At 70.1% G+C, this 18,155-nt stretch carries 17 protein-coding genes; 3 read left to right on the top strand and 14 right to left on the bottom strand.

The genetic code is table 11. From position 1 onward, the window contains the following. Positions 1-437: 437 nt before the first annotated feature. The 3 genes from VT50_RS35280 to thyX form a co-directional block, all read right to left on the bottom strand. Complete coding sequence (locus VT50_RS35280; protein ID WP_046090923.1) at positions 438-2,123, bottom strand: ribonuclease J; 1,686 nt, start codon at positions 2,121-2,123, stop codon at positions 438-440. Positions 2,124-2,247: 124 nt separating this feature from the next. After that, on the bottom strand, positions 2,248-3,147 hold the full coding sequence (gene dapA / locus VT50_RS35275) for a 4-hydroxy-tetrahydrodipicolinate synthase (RefSeq protein ID WP_046090924.1): 900 nt from the start codon (positions 3,145-3,147) through the stop codon (positions 2,248-2,250). A gap of 207 nt (positions 3,148-3,354) precedes the next feature. After that, positions 3,355-4,113 carry an FAD-dependent thymidylate synthase gene (thyX, locus tag VT50_RS35270; RefSeq protein ID WP_420822255.1) on the bottom strand — a complete coding sequence of 253 codons (759 nt, stop codon included), beginning with the start codon at positions 4,111-4,113 and terminating at the stop codon, positions 3,355-3,357. A 161-nt stretch (positions 4,114-4,274) separates the two neighbouring features. On the opposite strand from thyX, the gene VT50_RS35265 reads away from it, so the two are divergent. Together VT50_RS35265 and VT50_RS35260 are read left to right on the top strand one after the other, a co-directional pair. Beyond that, positions 4,275-4,517, top strand: a complete 243-nt coding sequence (locus VT50_RS35265; RefSeq protein WP_046090926.1) for a hypothetical protein — start codon at positions 4,275-4,277, stop codon at positions 4,515-4,517. A gap of 65 nt (positions 4,518-4,582) precedes the next feature. Further along, on the top strand, positions 4,583-5,134 hold the full coding sequence (locus tag VT50_RS35260) for a PH domain-containing protein (protein ID WP_046090927.1): 552 nt from the start codon (positions 4,583-4,585) through the stop codon (positions 5,132-5,134). Between the two features lie 65 nt (positions 5,135-5,199). Here the strand turns inward: VT50_RS35260 and VT50_RS35255 are convergent, their stop codons facing one another. The 10 genes from VT50_RS35255 to VT50_RS38835 all read right to left on the bottom strand — a co-directional run bounded on the left by VT50_RS35255 (position 5,200) and on the right by VT50_RS38835 (position 15,403). After that, positions 5,200-5,661, bottom strand: coding sequence for a tetratricopeptide repeat protein (locus tag VT50_RS35255; RefSeq protein ID WP_046090928.1), 462 nt, complete (start codon positions 5,659-5,661; stop codon positions 5,200-5,202). 10 nt (positions 5,662-5,671) lie between these two features. Further along, positions 5,672-6,424: a 4-hydroxy-tetrahydrodipicolinate reductase gene (gene dapB / locus VT50_RS35250; protein ID WP_046090929.1), complete on the bottom strand. Its 753-nt coding sequence runs from the start codon at positions 6,422-6,424 to the stop codon at positions 5,672-5,674. Between the two features lie 107 nt (positions 6,425-6,531). Next, positions 6,532-7,911 carry a M16 family metallopeptidase gene (locus tag VT50_RS35245; protein WP_046090930.1) on the bottom strand — a complete coding sequence of 460 codons (1,380 nt, stop codon included), beginning with the start codon at positions 7,909-7,911 and terminating at the stop codon, positions 6,532-6,534. Continuing rightward, entirely contained in the window at positions 7,908-10,151 is a 2,244-nt protein-coding gene (locus VT50_RS35240) for a polyribonucleotide nucleotidyltransferase (RefSeq protein ID WP_046090931.1), read from the bottom strand. Before VT50_RS35240 ends, VT50_RS35245 begins: the two co-directional genes overlap by 4 nt. A 407-nt stretch (positions 10,152-10,558) precedes the next feature. Continuing rightward, a complete protein-coding gene (gene rpsO / locus VT50_RS35235) occupies positions 10,559-10,846 on the bottom strand; it encodes a 30S ribosomal protein S15 (protein WP_046090932.1) in 288 nt (95 codons plus the stop codon). A gap of 51 nt (positions 10,847-10,897) precedes the next feature. Continuing rightward, the gene (locus tag VT50_RS35230) at positions 10,898-12,670 is read right to left on the bottom strand and encodes a serine/threonine-protein kinase (RefSeq protein WP_240529438.1); all 1,773 of its coding nucleotides are present in this window, start codon (positions 12,668-12,670) and stop codon (positions 10,898-10,900) included. A gap of 321 nt (positions 12,671-12,991) precedes the next feature. Then, positions 12,992-14,248, bottom strand: coding sequence for an outer membrane protein assembly factor BamB family protein (locus VT50_RS35225; protein WP_143645313.1), 1,257 nt, complete (start codon positions 14,246-14,248; stop codon positions 12,992-12,994). Beyond that, positions 14,241-14,525, bottom strand: a complete 285-nt coding sequence (locus tag VT50_RS35220) for a hypothetical protein (RefSeq protein WP_053048732.1) — start codon at positions 14,523-14,525, stop codon at positions 14,241-14,243. Before VT50_RS35220 ends, VT50_RS35225 begins: the two co-directional genes overlap by 8 nt. A 60-nt stretch (positions 14,526-14,585) precedes the next feature. After that, positions 14,586-15,041, bottom strand: a complete 456-nt coding sequence (locus VT50_RS39415; RefSeq protein WP_053048733.1) for a protein kinase family protein — start codon at positions 15,039-15,041, stop codon at positions 14,586-14,588. Next, a complete protein-coding gene (locus tag VT50_RS38835) occupies positions 15,029-15,403 on the bottom strand; it encodes a hypothetical protein (protein ID WP_143645312.1) in 375 nt (124 codons plus the stop codon). The genes VT50_RS39415 and VT50_RS38835 overlap by 13 nt, the downstream gene beginning before the upstream one ends. A 317-nt stretch (positions 15,404-15,720) precedes the next feature. Here VT50_RS38835 and VT50_RS35205 point away from each other — a divergent pair, with 317 nt between their 5' ends. Continuing rightward, on the top strand, positions 15,721-15,951 hold the full coding sequence (locus tag VT50_RS35205; RefSeq protein WP_046089022.1) for a DUF397 domain-containing protein: 231 nt from the start codon (positions 15,721-15,723) through the stop codon (positions 15,949-15,951). Positions 15,952-16,031: 80 nt separating this feature from the next. On the opposite strand, the gene VT50_RS35200 is transcribed toward VT50_RS35205, so the two are convergent. Continuing rightward, positions 16,032-17,615 carry an outer membrane protein assembly factor BamB family protein gene (locus VT50_RS35200; RefSeq protein ID WP_240529437.1) on the bottom strand — a complete coding sequence of 528 codons (1,584 nt, stop codon included), beginning with the start codon at positions 17,613-17,615 and terminating at the stop codon, positions 16,032-16,034. Between the last annotated feature and the right edge of the window lie 540 nt (positions 17,616-18,155).

The raw sequence follows: 18,155 nt of genomic DNA, 5'->3' as shown, positions 1-18,155 counted from the left end.
TTTCTTCAAAGGAACCTCGTCCAACGAATGGACGGGGTATCAACATATCTGGCGTTGACTTTTGGCACGCTGTTGAGTTCTCAAGGAACGGACGCTTCCTTCGAAACCGTTTCACCGGCTTCTCCGGGCGCTTCCCTTCGGTGTTTCCAACCTTACCAGACCCGATTTCCGACCGTTTCCGATCCGAATTCCGTCTCTGATGGCCGTTGGAGGGGCCTTGCCTTTCGGCTTCCTCGACTTTATCAGAATTTCTTCCGAGTCGATTTCCACCCCCGCCGGTGGGCTCCTTCGGAGACCGTTGAGTGCTCCGGGTTCCCCTCTGGCGGAGCCGTAAACGTACTGGAGCGGGGCTCCTCGATGCAAATCGGGGAGCCCCGCCGGGTGTTCAGCGCCGGTCCGGTGCTGAGGGGGCGTCAGGGACGACCTCCGGGGTGACGTCAGACCTCGACGACCACCGGAAGGATCATCGGGCGGCGGCGGTAGCTGTCCGAGACCCACTTGCCGACCGCGCGGCGCGCCAGCTGCTGGAGCTGGTGCGGGTCCACGACCCCGTCGGCGGCCGACTTGACCAGGGCATCCTCGATCTTCGGGATGACCGCGGAGAAGGCGGAGTCCTCGATACCGGAGCCTCTCGCCTGGATGTGCGGACCGCCCACGACCTTGCCGGTCGTGCTGTCGACGACCACGAAGATCGAGATGATGCCCTCGTCGCCGAGGATGCGGCGGTCCTTGAGCGAGGTCTCCGTGACATCGCCGACCGAGAGGCCGTCCACGTACACATATCCCGCCTGCACCTTGCCGACGATCTTGGCAATGCCGTCGACCAGGTCCACCACGACACCGTCCTCGGCAATGACGCAACGGTTCTTCGGAACCCCGGTCAGCGCCCCCAACTCGGCATTGGCACGCAGATGGCGCCATTCGCCGTGTACCGGCATCAGGTTCTTGGGCTTGCAGATGTTGTAGAAGTACAGCAGCTCGCCGGCCGAGGCATGGCCGGAGACATGGACCTTGGCGTTGCCCTTGTGGACGACCGTGGCGCCCCATCGCGTCAGTCCGTTGATGACCCGGTAGACCGCGTTCTCATTGCCCGGGATCAGCGAGGAGGCCAGGATCACCGTGTCGCCCTCGACGATCCTGATCTGGTGATCGCGGTTGGCCATCCGGGACAGCGCGGCCATCGGCTCGCCCTGGGAGCCCGTGCAGACGAGCACCACCTCATCGTCCCGAAGGTCGTCGAGGGTCCTCACGTCCACCACGAGACCGGCCGGCACCCGCAGATAGCCGAGGTCGCGGGCGATGCCCATGTTGCGGACCATCGAGCGGCCGACGAAGGCGACCTTGCGCCCGTACTCATGCGCCGCGTCGAGGATCTGCTGGATGCGGTGGACATGGCTGGCGAAGCTGGCGACGATGATGCGCTTCTGCGCATTGCCGAAGACCTGGCGCAGCACTCCGGAGATATCGCGCTCGGGCGGTACGAATCCGGGGACCTCGGCGTTGGTGGAGTCCACCAGCAGCAGATCGATGCCCTCCTCGCCGAGCTTGGCGAACGCGGGCAGATCCGTGAGCCGGCCGTCGAGCGGCAGTTGGTCCATCTTGAAGTCGCCGGTGTGCACGGCCATGCCGGCCGGGGTGCGGATGGCGACCGCCAGGGCGTCCGGGATGGAGTGGTTGACGGCGATGAACTCGCACTCGAAGGGGCCGATCCGCTCGCGGTGCCCCTCCTGGACCTCGAGGGTGTACGGACGGATCCGGTGCTCCTGGAGCTTCGCCTCGATCAGGGCGAGGGTCAGCTTGGAGCCGATCAGCGGGATGTCTGGCTTCTCGCGGAGCAGGAAGGGGACGCCGCCGATGTGGTCCTCATGCCCGTGGGTGAGAACGATGCCGTCGATGTCGTCGAGGCGGTCCCGGATGGATGTGAAGTCCGGCAGGATCAGGTCAACTCCGGGCTGCTCCTCCTCGGGGAAGAGCACCCCGCAGTCGACGATCAGCAGCCGACCGCCGTACTCGAAGACCGTCATGTTCCGGCCGATCTCACCGAGGCCGCCGAGCGGGGTGACGCGCAGACCGCCCTCGGGGAGCTTCGGCGGAGGGCCGAGCTCTGGATGCGGATGACTCAAAAGACTCTCCTCACCACGCGCGCCACATGCCCCCTGGGCACATGGCGCGCGTGACATTTGTGCACTTGCTGATGTGTCTGTATGCAGTTGTGAAGTATGAAGGTGCGAGAAATCGCCTCTTTGCTTAGAGCTGTACCCCGCCGGCGGCGAGATCGCGCTTGAGCTGTTCGGTTTCCTCGGCGGTCAGCTCGACCAGCGGCAGGCGCAGCGGCCCCGCGGGCTGGCCCTGGAGGGCGAGCGCGGCCTTGGTCGTGATCACGCCCTGGGTGCGGAACATGCCGGTGAAGACCGGCAGCAGCTTCTGGTGGATCTCCGTTGCCTTCGCGACGTCGCCCGCGAGATGAGCCTCGAGCATGGCCCGCAGCTCGGGGCTGACCAGATGGCCGACCACGGAGACGAAGCCGACCGCGCCGACCGACAGCAGCGGCAGGTTCAGCATGTCGTCGCCGGAGTACCAGGCGAGGCGGGAGCGGGCGATGGCCCAGCTGGCACGTCCCAGGTCGCCCTTGGCGTCCTTGTTGGCGACGATCCGCGGGTGCTCGGCGAGCCGGACGATGGTCTCGGTGCCGATCGGGACACCGCTGCGGCCCGGGATGTCATAGAGCATGACCGGCAGGCCGGTGGCGTCGGCGATGGCGGTGAAGTGCCGGAGCAGGCCTTCCTGCGGCGGCTTGCTGTAGTACGGCGTGACGGCCAGCAGCCCATGGGCACCGGCCTGCTCGGCGGCACGGGCGAGCTCCACGCTGTGCCGGGTGTCATTGGTGCCCGCTCCGGCCACGACGTGGGCGCGGTCGCCGACCGCCTCCACCACGGCCCGTACGAGCTGGGCTTTCTCCGCATCGCTTGTGGTGGGGGACTCGCCGGTGGTGCCGTTGACGATCAGCCCGTCATTGCCGGCGTCCACCAGATGAGCGGCGAGTCGCTGGGCGCCGTCGAGGTCAAGCGCGCCGTCAGTGGTGAATGGCGTGACCATGGCGGTCAGCACCCGCCCGAAAGGGGTCTGCGATGTGGAAGTCGGTGCCATGGGCTCCACGCTACTCGTAGCGCGCCCCACGGCGCTCGCTCGGGGCGGCGGACGGTGCGAAGAGATGGGTCCCGGCACTGCCTGCTCGGGGGTTCAAGCAGTGCCGGGCCCGTTTGTTCAGCCTAGATGAACTTCTCGAAACGCCGCAATACGGACACTTCGCCCCGTGATCCGTCCGGGGCGCGGGCCCGGGGCCACAGGGGTCGGCTACGGGGCCACTCGGCCGCCCGCGTTGAAGGCGGCGTGGGTGAGCGGCATCAAACCCGCCCAGTGCGCCTCCATCTTCTCCCCCACCATCTCGATCTCCCGCTGCGGGAACGAGGGCACCGCGGCCTGCTCGTGCTGGGTCCGCAGACTCAGGAAGTGCATCAGCGAACGGGCGTTACAGGTGGCGTACATCGAGGAGAACAGGCCGACCGGGAGCACGGCCCTGGCCACCTCGCGGGCCACTCCGGCGGCCAGCATCTCCTGGTACGCCTCATAGGCGTGGCGGTAGGCGTCCTCCATGACCCGGCCGGTCAGCTCGTGCTGCGCCGGGGTGCCCTCGACGAACTCGTACTTCCCCGGGCGGCCCCGCTGGATCAGCTTGCGTGCCTCCCCCGGCACGTAGAACACCGGCTCCAGACGGCGGTAGCGACCGGACTCCTCGTTGTACGACCAGCCCACGCGGTGCCGCATGAACTCACGGAAGACGAAGATCGGGGCGCTGATGAAGAAGGTCATCGAGTTGTGCTCGAACGGGCTGCCGTGGCGGTCCCGCATCAGGAAGTTGATCAGCCCCTTGGAGCGCTCCGGGTCCTTGGTGACTTCCTCCAGGGACTGCTCGCCCGCGGTGGACACCCGCGCGGCCCACAACACATCGGAGTCCGCGGCGCTGTGCTTGACCAGCTCGACGCTCACATCGCTGCGGAAACTGGCCTTCTCGTTCTCGGCGGGGTTCTCGGTCACCGTGCGGGGTCCTTCCATGGTGCTTCGCTCAGGGCGGCGCCCAGCTTACGGGCCACCACCGACAGTCCCGCTCCGCCGAAATTTCTGAATGAAGTCGTTGGATCCGGGCACCCAATCGCCCATTCACACGTCCTACACATTGAAGTACTCACGTTCGAGGTTCCAAGGAGAGCCCGCACATGTCCCGCCGGCGAGAGCCCGTGCCGTTCGCCTTCGTCGCCGAAGCCGACCGTTTCCGCAGCAATGTCACCCCACCGCCCCGCCCCCGCGCCACACCGTCCCAGATCGCCGGCCGAACCCTGATCGGGCTCACGATCGTCGCCGGGTTCATCGGCTCGTTGATGTTCGGGATACCCGCCCTCGACAGCCAGTCGCACCCCACTCGCCAGATCCAGCAGTCGGAGGCGTCCGACGGACGCTGACCGGAGCTGGGATAGCCTCACCCAGCACAGGCCCATCCGGACATGTGTGTGAGTGAGGACCTCCCGTGCCCCTGCCCTTCCTGACCGCCGACCGCGCCCGTGACGACGACGCGGCGGCCGGAGCGGATCCGCTCGGCCATGAGGACCCGGACCGCTGGCGCCGTCCCTACCGGCCCGGGCCCTGGAGGGTCGGGGGCGCCGCTCTTCTGCTGCTGCTCGCCTCGTACGTCCTCTTCTCCGCCATGATCATCGCGTTGGCGGGATCACTGCCCGCGGCGGGCGTCTGCGTCGGCGTCGCGGTGCTGATGATCGTGACAGCCGTAAGGCTGGTACGCAGCGGTGTCGCGGTGAGCGCCCTGGGGCTGCGCCGGGTCGGCCTCCTGCGCAGCACCACCGTGCGCTGGCAGGACGTCGCCGCGATACGCACGGCCCAGCAGCCCGTCCGGTGGCTGGGCCTTCCGCGTACCGTCCAGGGACAGGCGCTGCTGCTCCAGCCCGTGCGCGGCGGAGCGCCGAACGCCCTGATCACCAGCCATGACGCGGACTTCCTGGGCCAGCCGGAGAGCTTCGAGAGGGCTGCCGACGCGATCGAGGGCTGGGCCGCCGCCCACCGCTGAGCCACCGCTCGCCGCCGAGCCATCGCCCACCGCTGAGCCGTACGGCCGCCGCGGGCGGCCCGGGGTCAGCCCCCCGCCGTCCGCACCGGCTTGCCGTCGTGCAGCGCGATGGCGCGCTGCATCGCCTTACGGGCGCGCGCGGTGTCCCGGGCGTCGTGGTACGCCACGGCGAGCCGGAACCAGGACCGCCAGTCGTCCGGCGACTCCTCGGTCTCGGCCCGGCGCCTGGCGAAGACGGCGTCCGCCGAGTCCCGGTCGATCCGCCCGCCGGGCGTCCGCACCAGCTCGTCGACCGGGAGGCCGCCCTCCGCCTCCAGCTCCCGGGCCAGCCGGTCCGCGCTCCGCGCGAACTGCGTGGTCTGCCACAGGAACCAGACACCGATGAGGGGCATCACCAGCACCGCCACACCGAAGACGACGGTGACCGGAGTGCCCTCCCTGATCAGCAGTACCCCGCGGTCGCCGACCAGCACGAAGTAGACGACCAGGACGGCCGCGAGAACGAAGTATGTGATCTTTGCGCGCACCGCTGTGCCCTCAGTCCAGATCGAGGAAGTGTTCCAGGCCGAAGGTCAGGCCGGGGGTGGCCACCACACGGCGGACGCCGAGCAGGATGCCGGGCATAAAGCTGCTGTGGTGGGTGGAGTCATGGCGGATGGTGAGCGTCTCGCCCTCGCCGCCCAGCAGGACCTCCTGATGGGCCAGGAGCCCGCGCAGCCTTACCGAGTGCACCGGCACCCCGTCCACGTCCGCACCCCGCGCCCCGTCGAGCGCCGTGGCGGTGGCGTCCGGCTGCGGGGCGCAGCCGGCGTCCCGCCGGGCCTCGGCGATCAACTGTGCGGTGCGCGCGGCCGTGCCGGAGGGGGCGTCCACCTTGTTGGGGTGGTGCAACTCGATGACCTCGACCGATTCAAAGAACCTGGCGGCCTGGCGGGCGAACCGCATGGTCAGCACGGCACCGATGGAGAAGTTCGGCGCGATGAGCACACCGGTGGCCGGCGAGGCGTCGAGCCAGCCGCGCAGCAGCGCCAGGCGCTCGTCCGTCCAGCCGGTGGTGCCGACGACGCCGTGGATGCCGTGGCGGACGCAGAACTCGAGGTTGTCCATCACCGAGGCCGGTTCGGTCAGCTCGACCGCCACCTCGGCGCCCGTCTCGACCAGGGTCTCGAGCTGGTCGCCCCGCCCCAGTGCGGCGACCAGCTCCAGGTCCTCGGCGGCCTCCACGGCTCGTACGGCCTCGGAGCCGATCCGGCCCTTGGCACCGAGGACGGCCACACGCAGCTTGCTCATCGATCCTGTTTCCTTCGATCCGGGAGGCTCTGACACGGACTGAACCGAGACACGGGCTGAGCCGGCAGACGGGCCGGGCCGACTGACCGGCTGAACGGACTGACCGGCTAGGCGACGGCCTCGTCGAGGCGCGCCGCCTGCTTGTCCTTCAGCGGGCCGATGACGGACAGCGAAGGACGCCGTCCCAGTACATCGCGCGCCACCTCGCGTACCTCGTCCGGGGTGACCTCCGCGATCCGCTCGAGCATGTCGTCCACCGACATCTGCTCGCCCCAGCACAGCTCGCTCTTGCCGATCCGGTTCATCAGCGCACCGGTGTCCTCCAGGCCCAGCACGGTGGAGCCGGAGAGCTGGCCGACGGCGCGCCGCAGCTCCTCGTCGCTCAGACCGTTCTCCGCGACCTGGACGAGCTCATCACGGCAGATCTTGAGGACGTCGTGCACCTGGTTCGGGCGACAGCCCGCGTAGACGCCGAAGAGCCCGCAGTCGGCGAAGCTGGAGGTGTACGAATAGACGCTGTAGGCGAGCCCGCGCTTCTCCCTGACCTCCTGGAAGAGCCGGGAGCTCATCCCGCCGCCGAGCGCGGTGTTGAGCACCCCGAGCGCCCAGCGGCGGTCGTCGGTGCGCGGGATGCCGGGCATGCCGAGGATGACATGAGCCTGCTCGGTCTTGCGGTTCAGCAGCCCGACCTTGCCCGCCGTACGGATCGCACGGGTGCCCGCGCGCGGGGTGACCGGGGCCGCGTCGTCGCGGGACAGGGCGCCCGCCCGGTCGAACGCGGCGTGCACCTGGCGTACGACGTCGTCGTGGTCCACATTGCCCGCGGCGGCGACGACCAGGTGGGTGGGGTCGTAGTGCTTCCGGTAGAAGCGGGCGATCTGGTCGCGGCCCAGGGCGTTGACGGTGTCGACGGTGCCCAGGACCGGGCGGCCGAGCGGGGTGTCGCCGAGCATGGTGTGGGCGAACAGGTCGTGCACACAGTCGCCCGGGTCGTCCTCGGTCATCGCGATCTCTTCGAGGACGACACCGCGCTCCGCGTCCACGTCCGCCGCGTTGATCACCGAGCCGGTCAGCATGTCGCAGACGACGTCGATGGCCAGCGGCAGATCGGTGTCGAGCACCCGCGCGTAGTAGCAGGTGTACTCCTTGGCGGTGAACGCGTTCATCTCGCCGCCGACCGCGTCGATGGCCGCGGAGATGTCCAGCGCGCTGCGCCGCCGGGTGCCCTTGAAGAGCAGATGCTCCAGATAGTGGGTGGCTCCGCCGAGCGTACGGGTCTCGTCGCGCGAGCCGACGTGCGCCCAGATGCCGAAGGTGGCCGAGCGCACCGAGGGAAGGGTCTCGGTGACGACGCGCAAGCCCCCGGGGAGGGTCGTCCTGCGGACCGTGCCGATGCCGTTCTCGCCCTCGAGAAGCGTTTGGGTACGGGCGACGGCCCGCGCCTCCGAGGAGGTGCGGGCCGTCGTGCCGTCGTCGCGGGACGTCACTTGGTGGCTTCGTCCTTCGTCTGGGCCTCGGCACCGGCCTCGTCCGCGTCCCCGCCCTCCTCGTCCTCGAGGACCGGGATGAGGGAGAGCTTGCCGCGCTGGTCGATCTCGGCGATCTCGACCTGGACCTTGGCGCCGACCTTCAGCACGTCCTCGACGTTCTCCACGCGCTTGCCGCCGGCGAGCTTGCGGATCTGCGAGATGTGCAGCAGGCCGTCCTTGCCCGGGAGCAGGGAGACGAACGCACCGAAGGTGGTGGTCTTCACGACCGTGCCCAGGTAGCGCTCGCCGACCTCCGGCATGGTCGGGTTGGCGATGCCGTTGATGGTCGCGCGGGCGGCCTCGGCGGCCGGGCCGTCGGAGGCACCGATGTAGATGGTGCCGTCGTCCTCGATGGTGATGTCGGCGCCGGTGTCCTCCTGGATCTGGTTGATCATCTTGCCCTTGGGGCCGATGACCTCACCGATCTTGTCGACCGGGATCTTCACGGTGATGATCCGCGGCGCGTTGGGGGACATCTCGTCCGGGACGTCGATGGCCTCGTTCATCACATCGAGGATGTGCAGCCGGGCGTCGCGGGCCTGCTTGAGGGCCGCGGCCAGCACGGACGCCGGAATGCCGTCCAGCTTGGTGTCCAGCTGCAGCGCGGTGACGAACTGCTTGGTGCCGGCGACCTTGAAGTCCATGTCGCCGAACGCGTCCTCCGCACCGAGGATGTCGGTGAGGGTGACGTAGTGGGTCTCGCCGTCGATCTCCTGGGAGATCAGGCCCATGGCGATGCCCGCGACCGGGGCCTTCAGCGGCACACCGGCGTTGAGCAGCGACATCGTGGAGGCGCAGACCGACCCCATGGAGGTCGAGCCGTTGGAGCCGAGCGCCTCGGAGACCTGACGGATGGCGTACGGGAACTCCTCGCGGGTCGGCAGCACCGGCAGCAGCGCCCGCTCGGCCAGGGCGCCGTGGCCGATCTCGCGGCGCTTGGGGGAGCCGACGCGGCCGGTCTCACCGGTGGAGTACGGCGGGAAGTTGTAGTTGTGCATGTAGCGCTTGCGGGTCTCGGGCGCGAGCGTGTCCAGCTGCTGCTCCATGCGGAGCATGTTCAGCGTGGTGACGCCCAGGATCTGGGTCTCGCCGCGCTCGAACAGCGCCGAGCCGTGGACCCGCGGAATCGCCTCGACCTCGGCGGCGAGCGTACGGATGTCCGTGACGCCGCGGCCGTCGATGCGCTTCTTCTCCTTGATGACGCGCTCGCGCACCACCGTCTTGGTCAGCGCGCGGTACGCCGCCGAGATCTCCTTCTCGCGCCCCTCGAACTGCGGCAGCAGCTTCTCCGCGGCCACGCCCTTGACCCGGTCCAGCTCGGTCTCGCGCTCCTGCTTGCCCGCGATGGTGAGCGCCTGGGCCAGCTCGTCGCGGACGGCGGCGGTCAGCGCCTCCAGGACGTCGTCCTGGAAGTCGAGGAAGATCGGGAACTCGGCCGTCGGCTTGGCGGACTTGGCGGCGAGGTCGGCCTGCGCCTTGCACAGGACCTTGATGAAGGGCTTCGACGCCTCGAGGCCGGCCGCGACGATCTCCTCGGTGGGAGCCTCGGCGCCGTCCTTGACCAGCTGGATGGTCTTGTCGGTGGCCTCGGCCTCGACCATCATGATCGCGACATCGCCGTCCTCGAGCACCCGGCCGGCGACGACCATGTCGAAGACGGCCTCCTCCAGCTCGGAGTGGGTCGGGAAGGCCACCCACTGGCCCCGGATCAGGGCGACACGGGTGCCGCCGATGGGGCCGGAGAAGGGCAGCCCGGCCAGCTGGGTGGAGCAGGAGGCGGCGTTGATCGCGACCACGTCGTAGAGGTGGTCGGGGTTGAGCGCCATGATCGTCTCGACGACCTGGATCTCGTTGCGCAGGCCCTTCTTGAAGGACGGGCGCAGCGGCCGGTCGATCAGACGGCAGGTGAGGATCGCGTCCTCGGAGGGGCGGCCCTCACGGCGGAAGAACGAGCCGGGGATGCGCCCCGCCGCGTACATCCGCTCCTCGACGTCGACCGTGAGCGGGAAGAAGTCGAGCTGGTCCTTGGGGTTCTTGGAAACGGTGGTCGCCGACAGCACCATGGTGTCGTCGTCCAGGTAGGCCACGGCAGAACCGGCGGCCTGACGGGCCAGGCGGCCCGTCTCGAAACGGATGGTACGGGTGCCGAAGGTGCCGTTGTCGATGACCGCTTCGGCGTAGTGGGTCTCGTTCTCCACCAGGGAAATCTCCTCTTCTGCGTCCCTCGTCCGTGTGACGGTGGACGGTGGTGGAGCAGCGCCCCGTGCCTTACGGGCCGGCGAGCCGGGCCGGTCTTCGATCGAAGCCACCGGAATTGCCAGTTCCGGGGGCCACTACCGAGGACCGGCTCCTGTGGCGCCGGTGAGGCGGGAATGAGGCGCTCCTCCTCGTTCGTTATGGCGTTGTTGGGACCAGACTACAAAGCTTCGGCCGTCATCACGACGGCTGTGCAGTCCGGTCCCTACGGTACGTAGCGACAGCGCTACGTACCGGTGCGAGAACCGTACGGGTCACCATTGGCTGAAACCGTACGGCGCCGCGAGGGCGAGCCGCGTATGGCAAAGGGAGCGGCCCCCGTCGCGGGAACCGCTCCCTCCTCGGCGTCTTACTTGGCGCCCGCCGCGCCCCGGCGGATGCCCAGGCGCTCGACCAGCGCACGGAAGCGCGTGATGTCCTTCTTCGCCAGGTACTGCAGCAGCCGGCGGCGCTGGCCGACCAGGAGCAGCAGACCCCGGCGGGAGTGGTGGTCGTGCTTGTGGGTCTTGAGGTGCTCGGTGAGGTCGGAGATGCGGCGCGTGAGCAGCGCGACCTGGACCTCGGGGGAGCCGGTGTCGCCCTCCTTGGTGGCGAAATCGGTCATGATCTGCTTCTTGGTAGCGGCGTCGAGCGACACTCGGTACTCCTTGCTTTCGTCATCAGCCGCCGAGTGCCCCTGGTCGTTGTCTCAGGGGATCTTCCGTGACTCGGGAGGCGGGGTCCGCTGGGCGCTGTCTCCCGAGACCAAAGCCTCCGGGGACGCGTACGCAAACGGCCAGCACACAGAGTACCAGCGTCTTGGCGGGGGGTTTGCGGGGGTGGGGTTGGGGGCGTACCGCGAGCTGTCCTCGGAGGCGAACGTGAGCGTCCAGGCGTCCGTTCCGTCGTCCGTACGGCGTGCCGAGAGATCGGTGGCGTCCACGGCGTAGACGACGCCCTTCGCGACGACGGGTGCGCTCCAGCCGCGCCCGCCGCCACTGGGCTGGGCCCGTTTCTTCCCGCCCGTGGAGAGCGTGAGCGCCGTAAGGGAGGGGCCACCCAGGTAGACGGTGCCGCCGGCGACGGCGGGCGCGAGGGCCGTGGTTCCGTGCCGTGCGGGTCCCCAGAGTGTTTTCCCACGGGCCGCGTCGAGCGCGACGACCTGGCCATCTCCACCGCAGACCGCCAGACGGCCGTCGGCCGCGGCCGCCGCCGTCGGACTCTTCTCGGAGGTCTTCACCGGCGAGGGCACCGTCCACAGGGGCGCATGAGACGTCAGCGCGACGGCGCGCAACTCACCGCCACGGGTGACGACGTAGACGGCCTCGTCATCCACCGCGAGCAGCGTCGCCGCGTCCGCGGCCGGTGCCTTCCACCGCTCCTCGCCGCTCTGTGCGTGCACCGCGTACAGCACGCCCTTGCCGTCGACCGTAAGGACGGCGTCATCGGATACGGCTAGGAGGCGCCCGGTCAGTCCGGCTGCCCGGGAGGTCCACCGGTCCCGGCCGGTGCGGACAGCGTAGGCCCGCAGGCGGCCACCCTCGGCCGGGGCCACGACGACGTCATGTACGGGAAGCGGGGCCGGCGTCAGCGCATCGGCGGCGCCGATGTATCCGAGGCTCACAGGGCCCCACAGGGGCGACCGGGCCGTCCCCCCGTCGCAGTGGGCCAGCGGCTCGGCCTCCCACGGCTCCCCACCCGCCTCCGCCTCGTCACCGCGCAGCAGCCACCACGCGACGCCTCCGCCACCCGCCGCGAGCACGGCGCCGCCCGCGGCGAGCGTGCCGATGAGCCGCCGCCTGGAGGGGCCCGGCCGGTCGCCGGGCAGGGCGGCCATGCGCCGGGCGTCCGCCTCGCGCCGCGCGATGTCCTGCGCGAGCGGCCCGCTCCTCCAGAACCGGTCCGCGCCCCGGGGCGGCGCCAGCGCCCGGCCGATCCGGTCGAGGCCGGGCCGGGCCCCGGGGTCCTTGGCCAGACAGGGCTCGATCAGGGGCCGCAGCGCCCCGGGGACCGCGCCCAACTCCGGCTCGCCGTGCACCACCTGGTACTGCACGGCGGCCACATGGCCGCCCTCGTAGACCGGCCGTCCGCCCACGGCGTAGGCCAGGACCACTCCGAGGGAGAACACATCGCCCGCGGGTCCGGCCCGCTGCCCCAGGGCCTGCTCGGGCGGGGCGTAGCCGGGGGTGGCGACGGTCTGCCCGGTGGTGGTCAGCGTCAGCCCGTGCTCGGGCCGCGCGATCCCGAAGTCGATGACCCTGGGGCCACGGGAGGTCAGCACGATGTTGGACGGTTTGAGGTCGCGGTGGACCAGCCCGGCACCGTGGATGTCGTGGAGCGTACGGACGAGCGCGGCTCCCAACGCCCTTACGGCGGGCTCCTCCAGGGCGCCGTACCGCTCCACGGCCTGGTCGAGCGTGGGCCCCGCGAGGAACTCCGTGGCGATCCACGGCCACCCGCCCTCAGTCTGCGCCGCGAGCACGTCAGGGCGGGGAAGCAGTCGTGGGCGACCCAGGGGAGCTCCGCGTCGGGCGGTGCGACGTCAACGACCGGAGCCGCCCAAGGGGCACGCAGCCGACGGGATTCTCGGCCTCGGCCCGGAACCGCACCCGGTATCCGGCGTCGTCGACCCACGCCACGGGCGGCAGCGTCAGGACGACGGTGCGGCCCGTTCGCTCGTCACGGGCGAGGCATCGGCGCGCGTCATCGGAGTGGCCGGGCACATCCAGGGTCCTAATCGAGCGGCAGCGCGTAGACGCTTCCGCTCCCGGCGACGACGACCCTGCTATCCGTCAACGCGACCTTACGGCGGGGCGATTGGGAGCGCGGGCCAAGATCGGCACCGGCGTCGGTGAAGCGCCACAAGCAAGGAGCCGTCCTCACCGTCGAAGGCGTCCACCTCGGCGTCACCGGCCCTCAGTACCCTGCGCCCGCCCGGGCTGACCAGGGTGTCGGGCGTGCGCGGCGCCGCGAGCGCCTTCATCACAAAGCCATACGCGCGCTGCCACCGGATCTCGCCGGTGGTTGCCTCGATCGCGTGGAGGGCGAAACCACCGTCGGCGACGTGCACGGTTTTCCCATGGACCAGCGGAAGCCCGAAGTCGGCGGGACGGCCCTTGGGCCCCTTCCCCTTGGAACCGACGGACCACAAGGCGGGCTTGCCCTGGGCCGCGTCGAAGCCCCGCAGGGTGGTTCCGAGGGCCGCGATGAGCGTGCGACGGGCGTCGGTGGTGACGAGCCCCTTCGTGGTCATGCCCGGATAAACCCGCTGCCACAGCTCCTTCCCGCGGTCGCGGCTGAGCGCGACTGCCCTCTTGGGGCCCGCTCCCTCCCGGTCACCGCCGGCCATCATCACCAGAGCGTCCTTCAGCAGATGTCCCTCGTTCAAACCCGCCGCGAGGGGGCCGCTCCATAACTCCGCGCGCTCATGGAGGTCATAGGCGACCACGACGTGGTCTCCATTCGCGCGCTCGCCCCTTGCGCCCGCCGTGAACCAGACCGTGCTCCCGTCCACCGCGAGCAACCCCGTGAAGGAATCCCGTGCACCCTGCCTGAAGTCGCTCGAACGCCAGTGGACCCGCCCCGTCCGCGGCTCCAGCGCCACCGGTCCGTCCCCCGGAACGATCAGCGCGTCGCCACCGGCTACCCAGGGCTGACCCGCCGGGCGCAGTCCATCGCGCGTCCACAGCCGCCTGCCCGTGCGGAGGTCGATCCCGACGACCAGCCGCTTCCCCGTGAGGACGGCGACCGCGTCATGCCAGATGAGCGGCGCGTACGCCGAGGCCATCCCCTTGACGTCGTAGCGCCACAGAGGAGTGGGCGGTGCGCCCGGAAGCCGGCGGCTGGGGCGGTGGGCGGCGAGGCGCTGGGCCTGCGTAAGCGGTGCGGGCGCGTCCGGGGCCGTCGCCAGCCACGTCGCACCGCCGACGACGGCTACTCCGGCCGTACCGCCGACGACGCCCAGCAGGAGGCGGCGCCTGGAAGGACTGAGGGGCGGGGTGAAGGGCTTCCCTGACGGGGCACCCTCGGTCCTCGCCGCGGTCCCGGCCTCCTCATGCACCGGCCCGGACCCGGGCACAGCCGAAGGCGCCGCGCCACCCCCTGTCCACTCCCGGTTCCCGGCGGCGCCCGGCTCCGCCGGGCACGTCCGCCGTCGCCGGAGACGGCGCCTCAGCCGTCTCGACCTCCGCGGCCAGCAGCGCCGAGGTCAGCTCGGACAGCGCGGCGATCACCCTCCCCGGCAGCCATCCCGGCCCCAGCGCGCCCGCGGCCCGGCTGATGCCACCGGAGCCGTCCAGGGCGGTCGATCCCGCACCCGCTTCCCCACGGCGCGCCACCCTTCGGGCCCGCGGGCCCCGCGTCGACAACCGTTGGCTGGGCACCCATGGGCGCCGTGCTCACTGCACTTGAGGAGAGGTGGACGCCAGACAGAGGGGACGCTGACGCCGCGCATCAGCTCGTCCAGCAGCGCCCGCGCCGTCGGCCGGATCGTGGGCCAGGCACCGGGCAACGACGCCCCGCAACTCCTCCGGCAGATCCTCGGCGTCCGGCCGCCGCCGCCCGGTGACCGCGTACGCCAGCACCGCGCCCAGCGCGAAGACGTCACCCAGCGGCCGCGGCCGCCCACCCGCGGCCTGCTCCGGCGGCAGGGCACCGTCCTCCAGCCCCGGGAGCCCCACCCGCGCCTCACCATCCGGAGCGGCTGCCCGCACCGCGCCATAACCCACCAGCCGCGGGCCGTCCCCCGCCAGGAAGACCGTGCCCGGTGCGACACCCGCGTGGGCGGAGCCCGCGGTGTGCACCTCTGCGAGCGTCTCGGCCAGCGCCGCTCCCAACGCCCTTACGGTGCGCATCGGAAGCGGCCCCCGTTCGCCTCCAGCACGGCGGGCAGCGACAGCATGGGCAAGAAGGGCGTGACGCTCCAGGGCTGCCCGGTCTCCCCGCCTGAAACCTCGACAACGGGAGCGAGCCACAGCGGAGGCCGCCCGCCGCCCAGAAGCCGTGCGTTCTCCGCCCCCCGGAAGCGCTCCCGGTACGCGGCGTCGTCCACGAGCTCTCGCGACGGTGCGGTGATGACGACCGTACGGTCCCCCGCCGCACTGCGCGCGATGAAGCGGGGTTCCACGGCCGGGGCTTCACCGGCGTCCGGTCCCAGGCGCGCGATGATGTGATACGGGCCGAGCCGCCGCGGATCGCCCTGGCTCAACGGCTCCACAAACGTCCCCTGTGACCGTGGCGACGGTCCAAGCGGCCGGGATGGCGTACCGCCTCATTCATAGCTGCGGTTCTCCGTGTGCTGTGGCCCGTACTCATCCGGAAGGCCCCCACCCCCGGTCCATCCCGTCACCCCGCCCGCGTTACGCCCGCGGCGCCACCCCACCGGGGCCTTGTCCCCGTGTTCGATTGCCGCGTGACGCGCTGTGGACAACACTGTGAGACGTGGCGGGAGCCCGGGCGCACTGGCCCGCCCTCGCCTTCCGCCCAAAGGCCGGGCGGGATGTTATCCGCGGTATCCGAAGGGGTTCTCCACCAGTGGCCGACGCCAAAGAGAAGGAAGAGCTGTACGCCCTCGACATTTCCGGTGTCGAATGGCTCAGCGCACCTGGCAGCACCTCCGAAGACCGGGTGGAGATCGCCTATCTGCCGAACGGGGCAGTGGCCATGCGGAATTCAACCGACCCCGAGACCGTGCTGCGCTACACGGAGGCTGAGTGGCGTGCCTTCGTGCTGGGCGCACGGGACGGCGAGTTCGACGTGAACTGAGGCGCATAAGGGGCCGATGAGGGGGTGGTCGCCGGCCGGTGGCCACCCTCTCCGGCAGTGGTCGGTGGCTCGGCTCACCTTCAGGAACCGAAGGCCATGATGAGCTTCTCGCCGGTGCCCTCAGTCCCCGTTATGCGGTTCGAGGCGATGTAGAAAATGCCGTTCCGGTAGTCGTGAGTGGCGGAGTAGAAGCCGTTCTCCGCCTCGCGGGTGGCCCGGGGCAACTTCAGCACGGTTCTCGGCTTGCCGCCGTCCGGGCCGATGCTGACGACCAGACCGGCCTCGTCATATGAGGGCTCCTCATAGGCGATCAGATTCTTGCCGTCCACGCGCAAGGGCAGCAGCATCCGACCGGCCACCTCGGCCGCCCACTTCCTCTTCCCCGTGTCCAGGTCGAAGGCGTGGATCTCACTCGTCGAGCCCCCGGCGCTGTCCTGGGTCATCTCGGTCGGCAGATAGAAGGTGTCCGTGGAGGCGGTGACGCCCTGACAGCTGCCCAAATTGGTGCCGAAGAGGTCCGTTCCGCACAGCGGCTGGTAGGACTGCTTCCCCACGGCCAGGGCCGACCGCTCCTTACCACTGTCCGATATGGCCAGAATGCCACCGGCCTTGCGGTCCTGGTCGCTCAGAGCGATCACAACGGGGCTGGTGGAGAAGATCTTGTCGACCTTGTAGCCCTTACGGACGACATAGGTCCATGTGATCGCGCCGTTCGACGCCACCTTTTGCAGCTTGGCCGTGCCATTGGTGCAGGAGTAGGCGCGCAGCAGCGCCTTCCCTCCGGCGTAACCGTCAACGGAACAACCCGGGCTCGGCTTGTCGACGGCGACCTCCTTACCGTCACGGACTTTGACGACGGCCGAACCGCCGAACCAGGACATGCCGACGAGATCGCCGCTCTGGGCCATGCCCATGCTGGTGTGGCCGCCACCGAAGGAACCCGCCTCGGGAGCGTCGTGGTCCCAGAGCCTGACTCCCTTGTCCAGGTCGATCAGGGCGAGTTGGCTGCACGAGTCCTTTCCGTGCCCCTCGTAGGCGACCACGACCTTGCCGTCGGTCGTGGAGTCGGGCGCGGCGCAGACGGCCTTGGGCAGGGAGAGCGTCCACTTCTTCGTGCCGTCGTCCTTATACGCCACGATCTTGTCTTCGACCGCCTTGACCACATATCCCTTCATCACCCAGAAGCCGGGCACATCGAGGCCCTTCTTGGAGACCTCGGGCGCGGGCGTTTGGTAGAGGACCTTCGCCTCGCCGGCCCGGCGCACGTCGTTGGGGTCACTCTCGCCTTCGCCACGATCCCGGCCGCCGGCGCTCTCACCGTTTCCGGTCGGCTCGGGGGTGGCGTCCTGCCGGTCCTGACCAGCGGGGGTGGTCGTCGAGGTAGCGGCGGGCCTCTTGTCGTCGTCACCACCGCCTACCGCCGCGTACACCCCGCCGCCCGCCGCGAGCAGCACCGCCGCGGCCGCGCCGATGACGACGGCCTTGCGGCTCGTATTCCGGCCGCTGCTGCCACCGCCGGAGGGAAGCGTGCCGTAGGGCTGCCCGGGCGGTGGGGTGTACATGCCGCCGTACCCGGGCCCTTCCTGCGCCGAGTTGTAGTTGTACGGGTCCTGTGCGTACGGGTTGGCGGGGTCGGCCCGGGGAGGAGCCGGGACTCCGGGCACCGCGGGAGGGCCCGGTGGCAGCACACCCGTGTCCCATATCTGGGGCGGAGTATGGCCCGTAGGGGGACCCACCGGGGGCGCCGGAGGGGCGGTCGGCGGCGCGGGCGGACGAGGCGGGTTCGGACGCCGCGGCGACGCGCCAGAGCCGTCCTTGGACGGCTGGCCGCCCTGACCAGGATCCTGCGGCGCGCCGAAACCACCGGGCGGTGGCTGGTCGGGGGGCTGGGGCGGCTGCGGCATCAGCGCTTACCTCTTCGGCGAGTCCACTGGAAGATCCCGCTCTGCGATGACATTTCGGGAGCGGGAGATCTTTGTATCACCGGACGCTCGGTTCTCGACCCCCCGTTTCATGGATGGACGGCGCAGGAGGCATCGTGCACGGCGCACGATGGTCCCTTCCCCCCTCAAGGCCGTGGAGATTTCCTGTTCATACCCACGACACGCCGGGGTGCCACCACATGGTGACAGCCCGTGTCGATAGGCTCACCGAGTTCGGGGAATCGTGTCGCCGGAGTGCCGTGCGACGCCACAACGGATCTC

Origin of the sequence: Streptomyces antioxidans (assembly GCF_000968685.2) — a bacterium.
Lineage (GTDB): Bacteria > Actinomycetota > Actinomycetes > Streptomycetales > Streptomycetaceae > Streptomyces > Streptomyces antioxidans.
Note: the sequence above shows the minus strand (reverse complement) of the source record. Positions and strands in the feature narration are given on the sequence as shown.

What these genes read in the sequence shown, in the direction of transcription:
- dapB (WP_046090929.1), bottom strand. Translation starts at nt 6,424, where the DNA reads ATGAGCAAGCTGCGTGTGGCCGTCCTCGGTGCCAAGGGCCGGATCGGC.
- VT50_RS35265 (WP_046090926.1), top strand. Translation starts at nt 4,275, where the DNA reads ATGTCCCGCCGGCGAGAGCCCGTGCCGTTCGCCTTCGTCGCCGAAGCC.
- dapA (WP_046090924.1), bottom strand. Translation starts at nt 3,147, where the DNA reads ATGGCACCGACTTCCACATCGCAGACCCCTTTCGGGCGGGTGCTGACC.
- VT50_RS39415 (WP_053048733.1), bottom strand. Translation starts at nt 15,041, where the DNA reads ATGCGCACCGTAAGGGCGTTGGGAGCGGCGCTGGCCGAGACGCTCGCA.
- thyX (WP_420822255.1), bottom strand. Translation starts at nt 4,113, where the DNA reads ATGGAAGGACCCCGCACGGTGACCGAGAACCCCGCCGAGAACGAGAAG.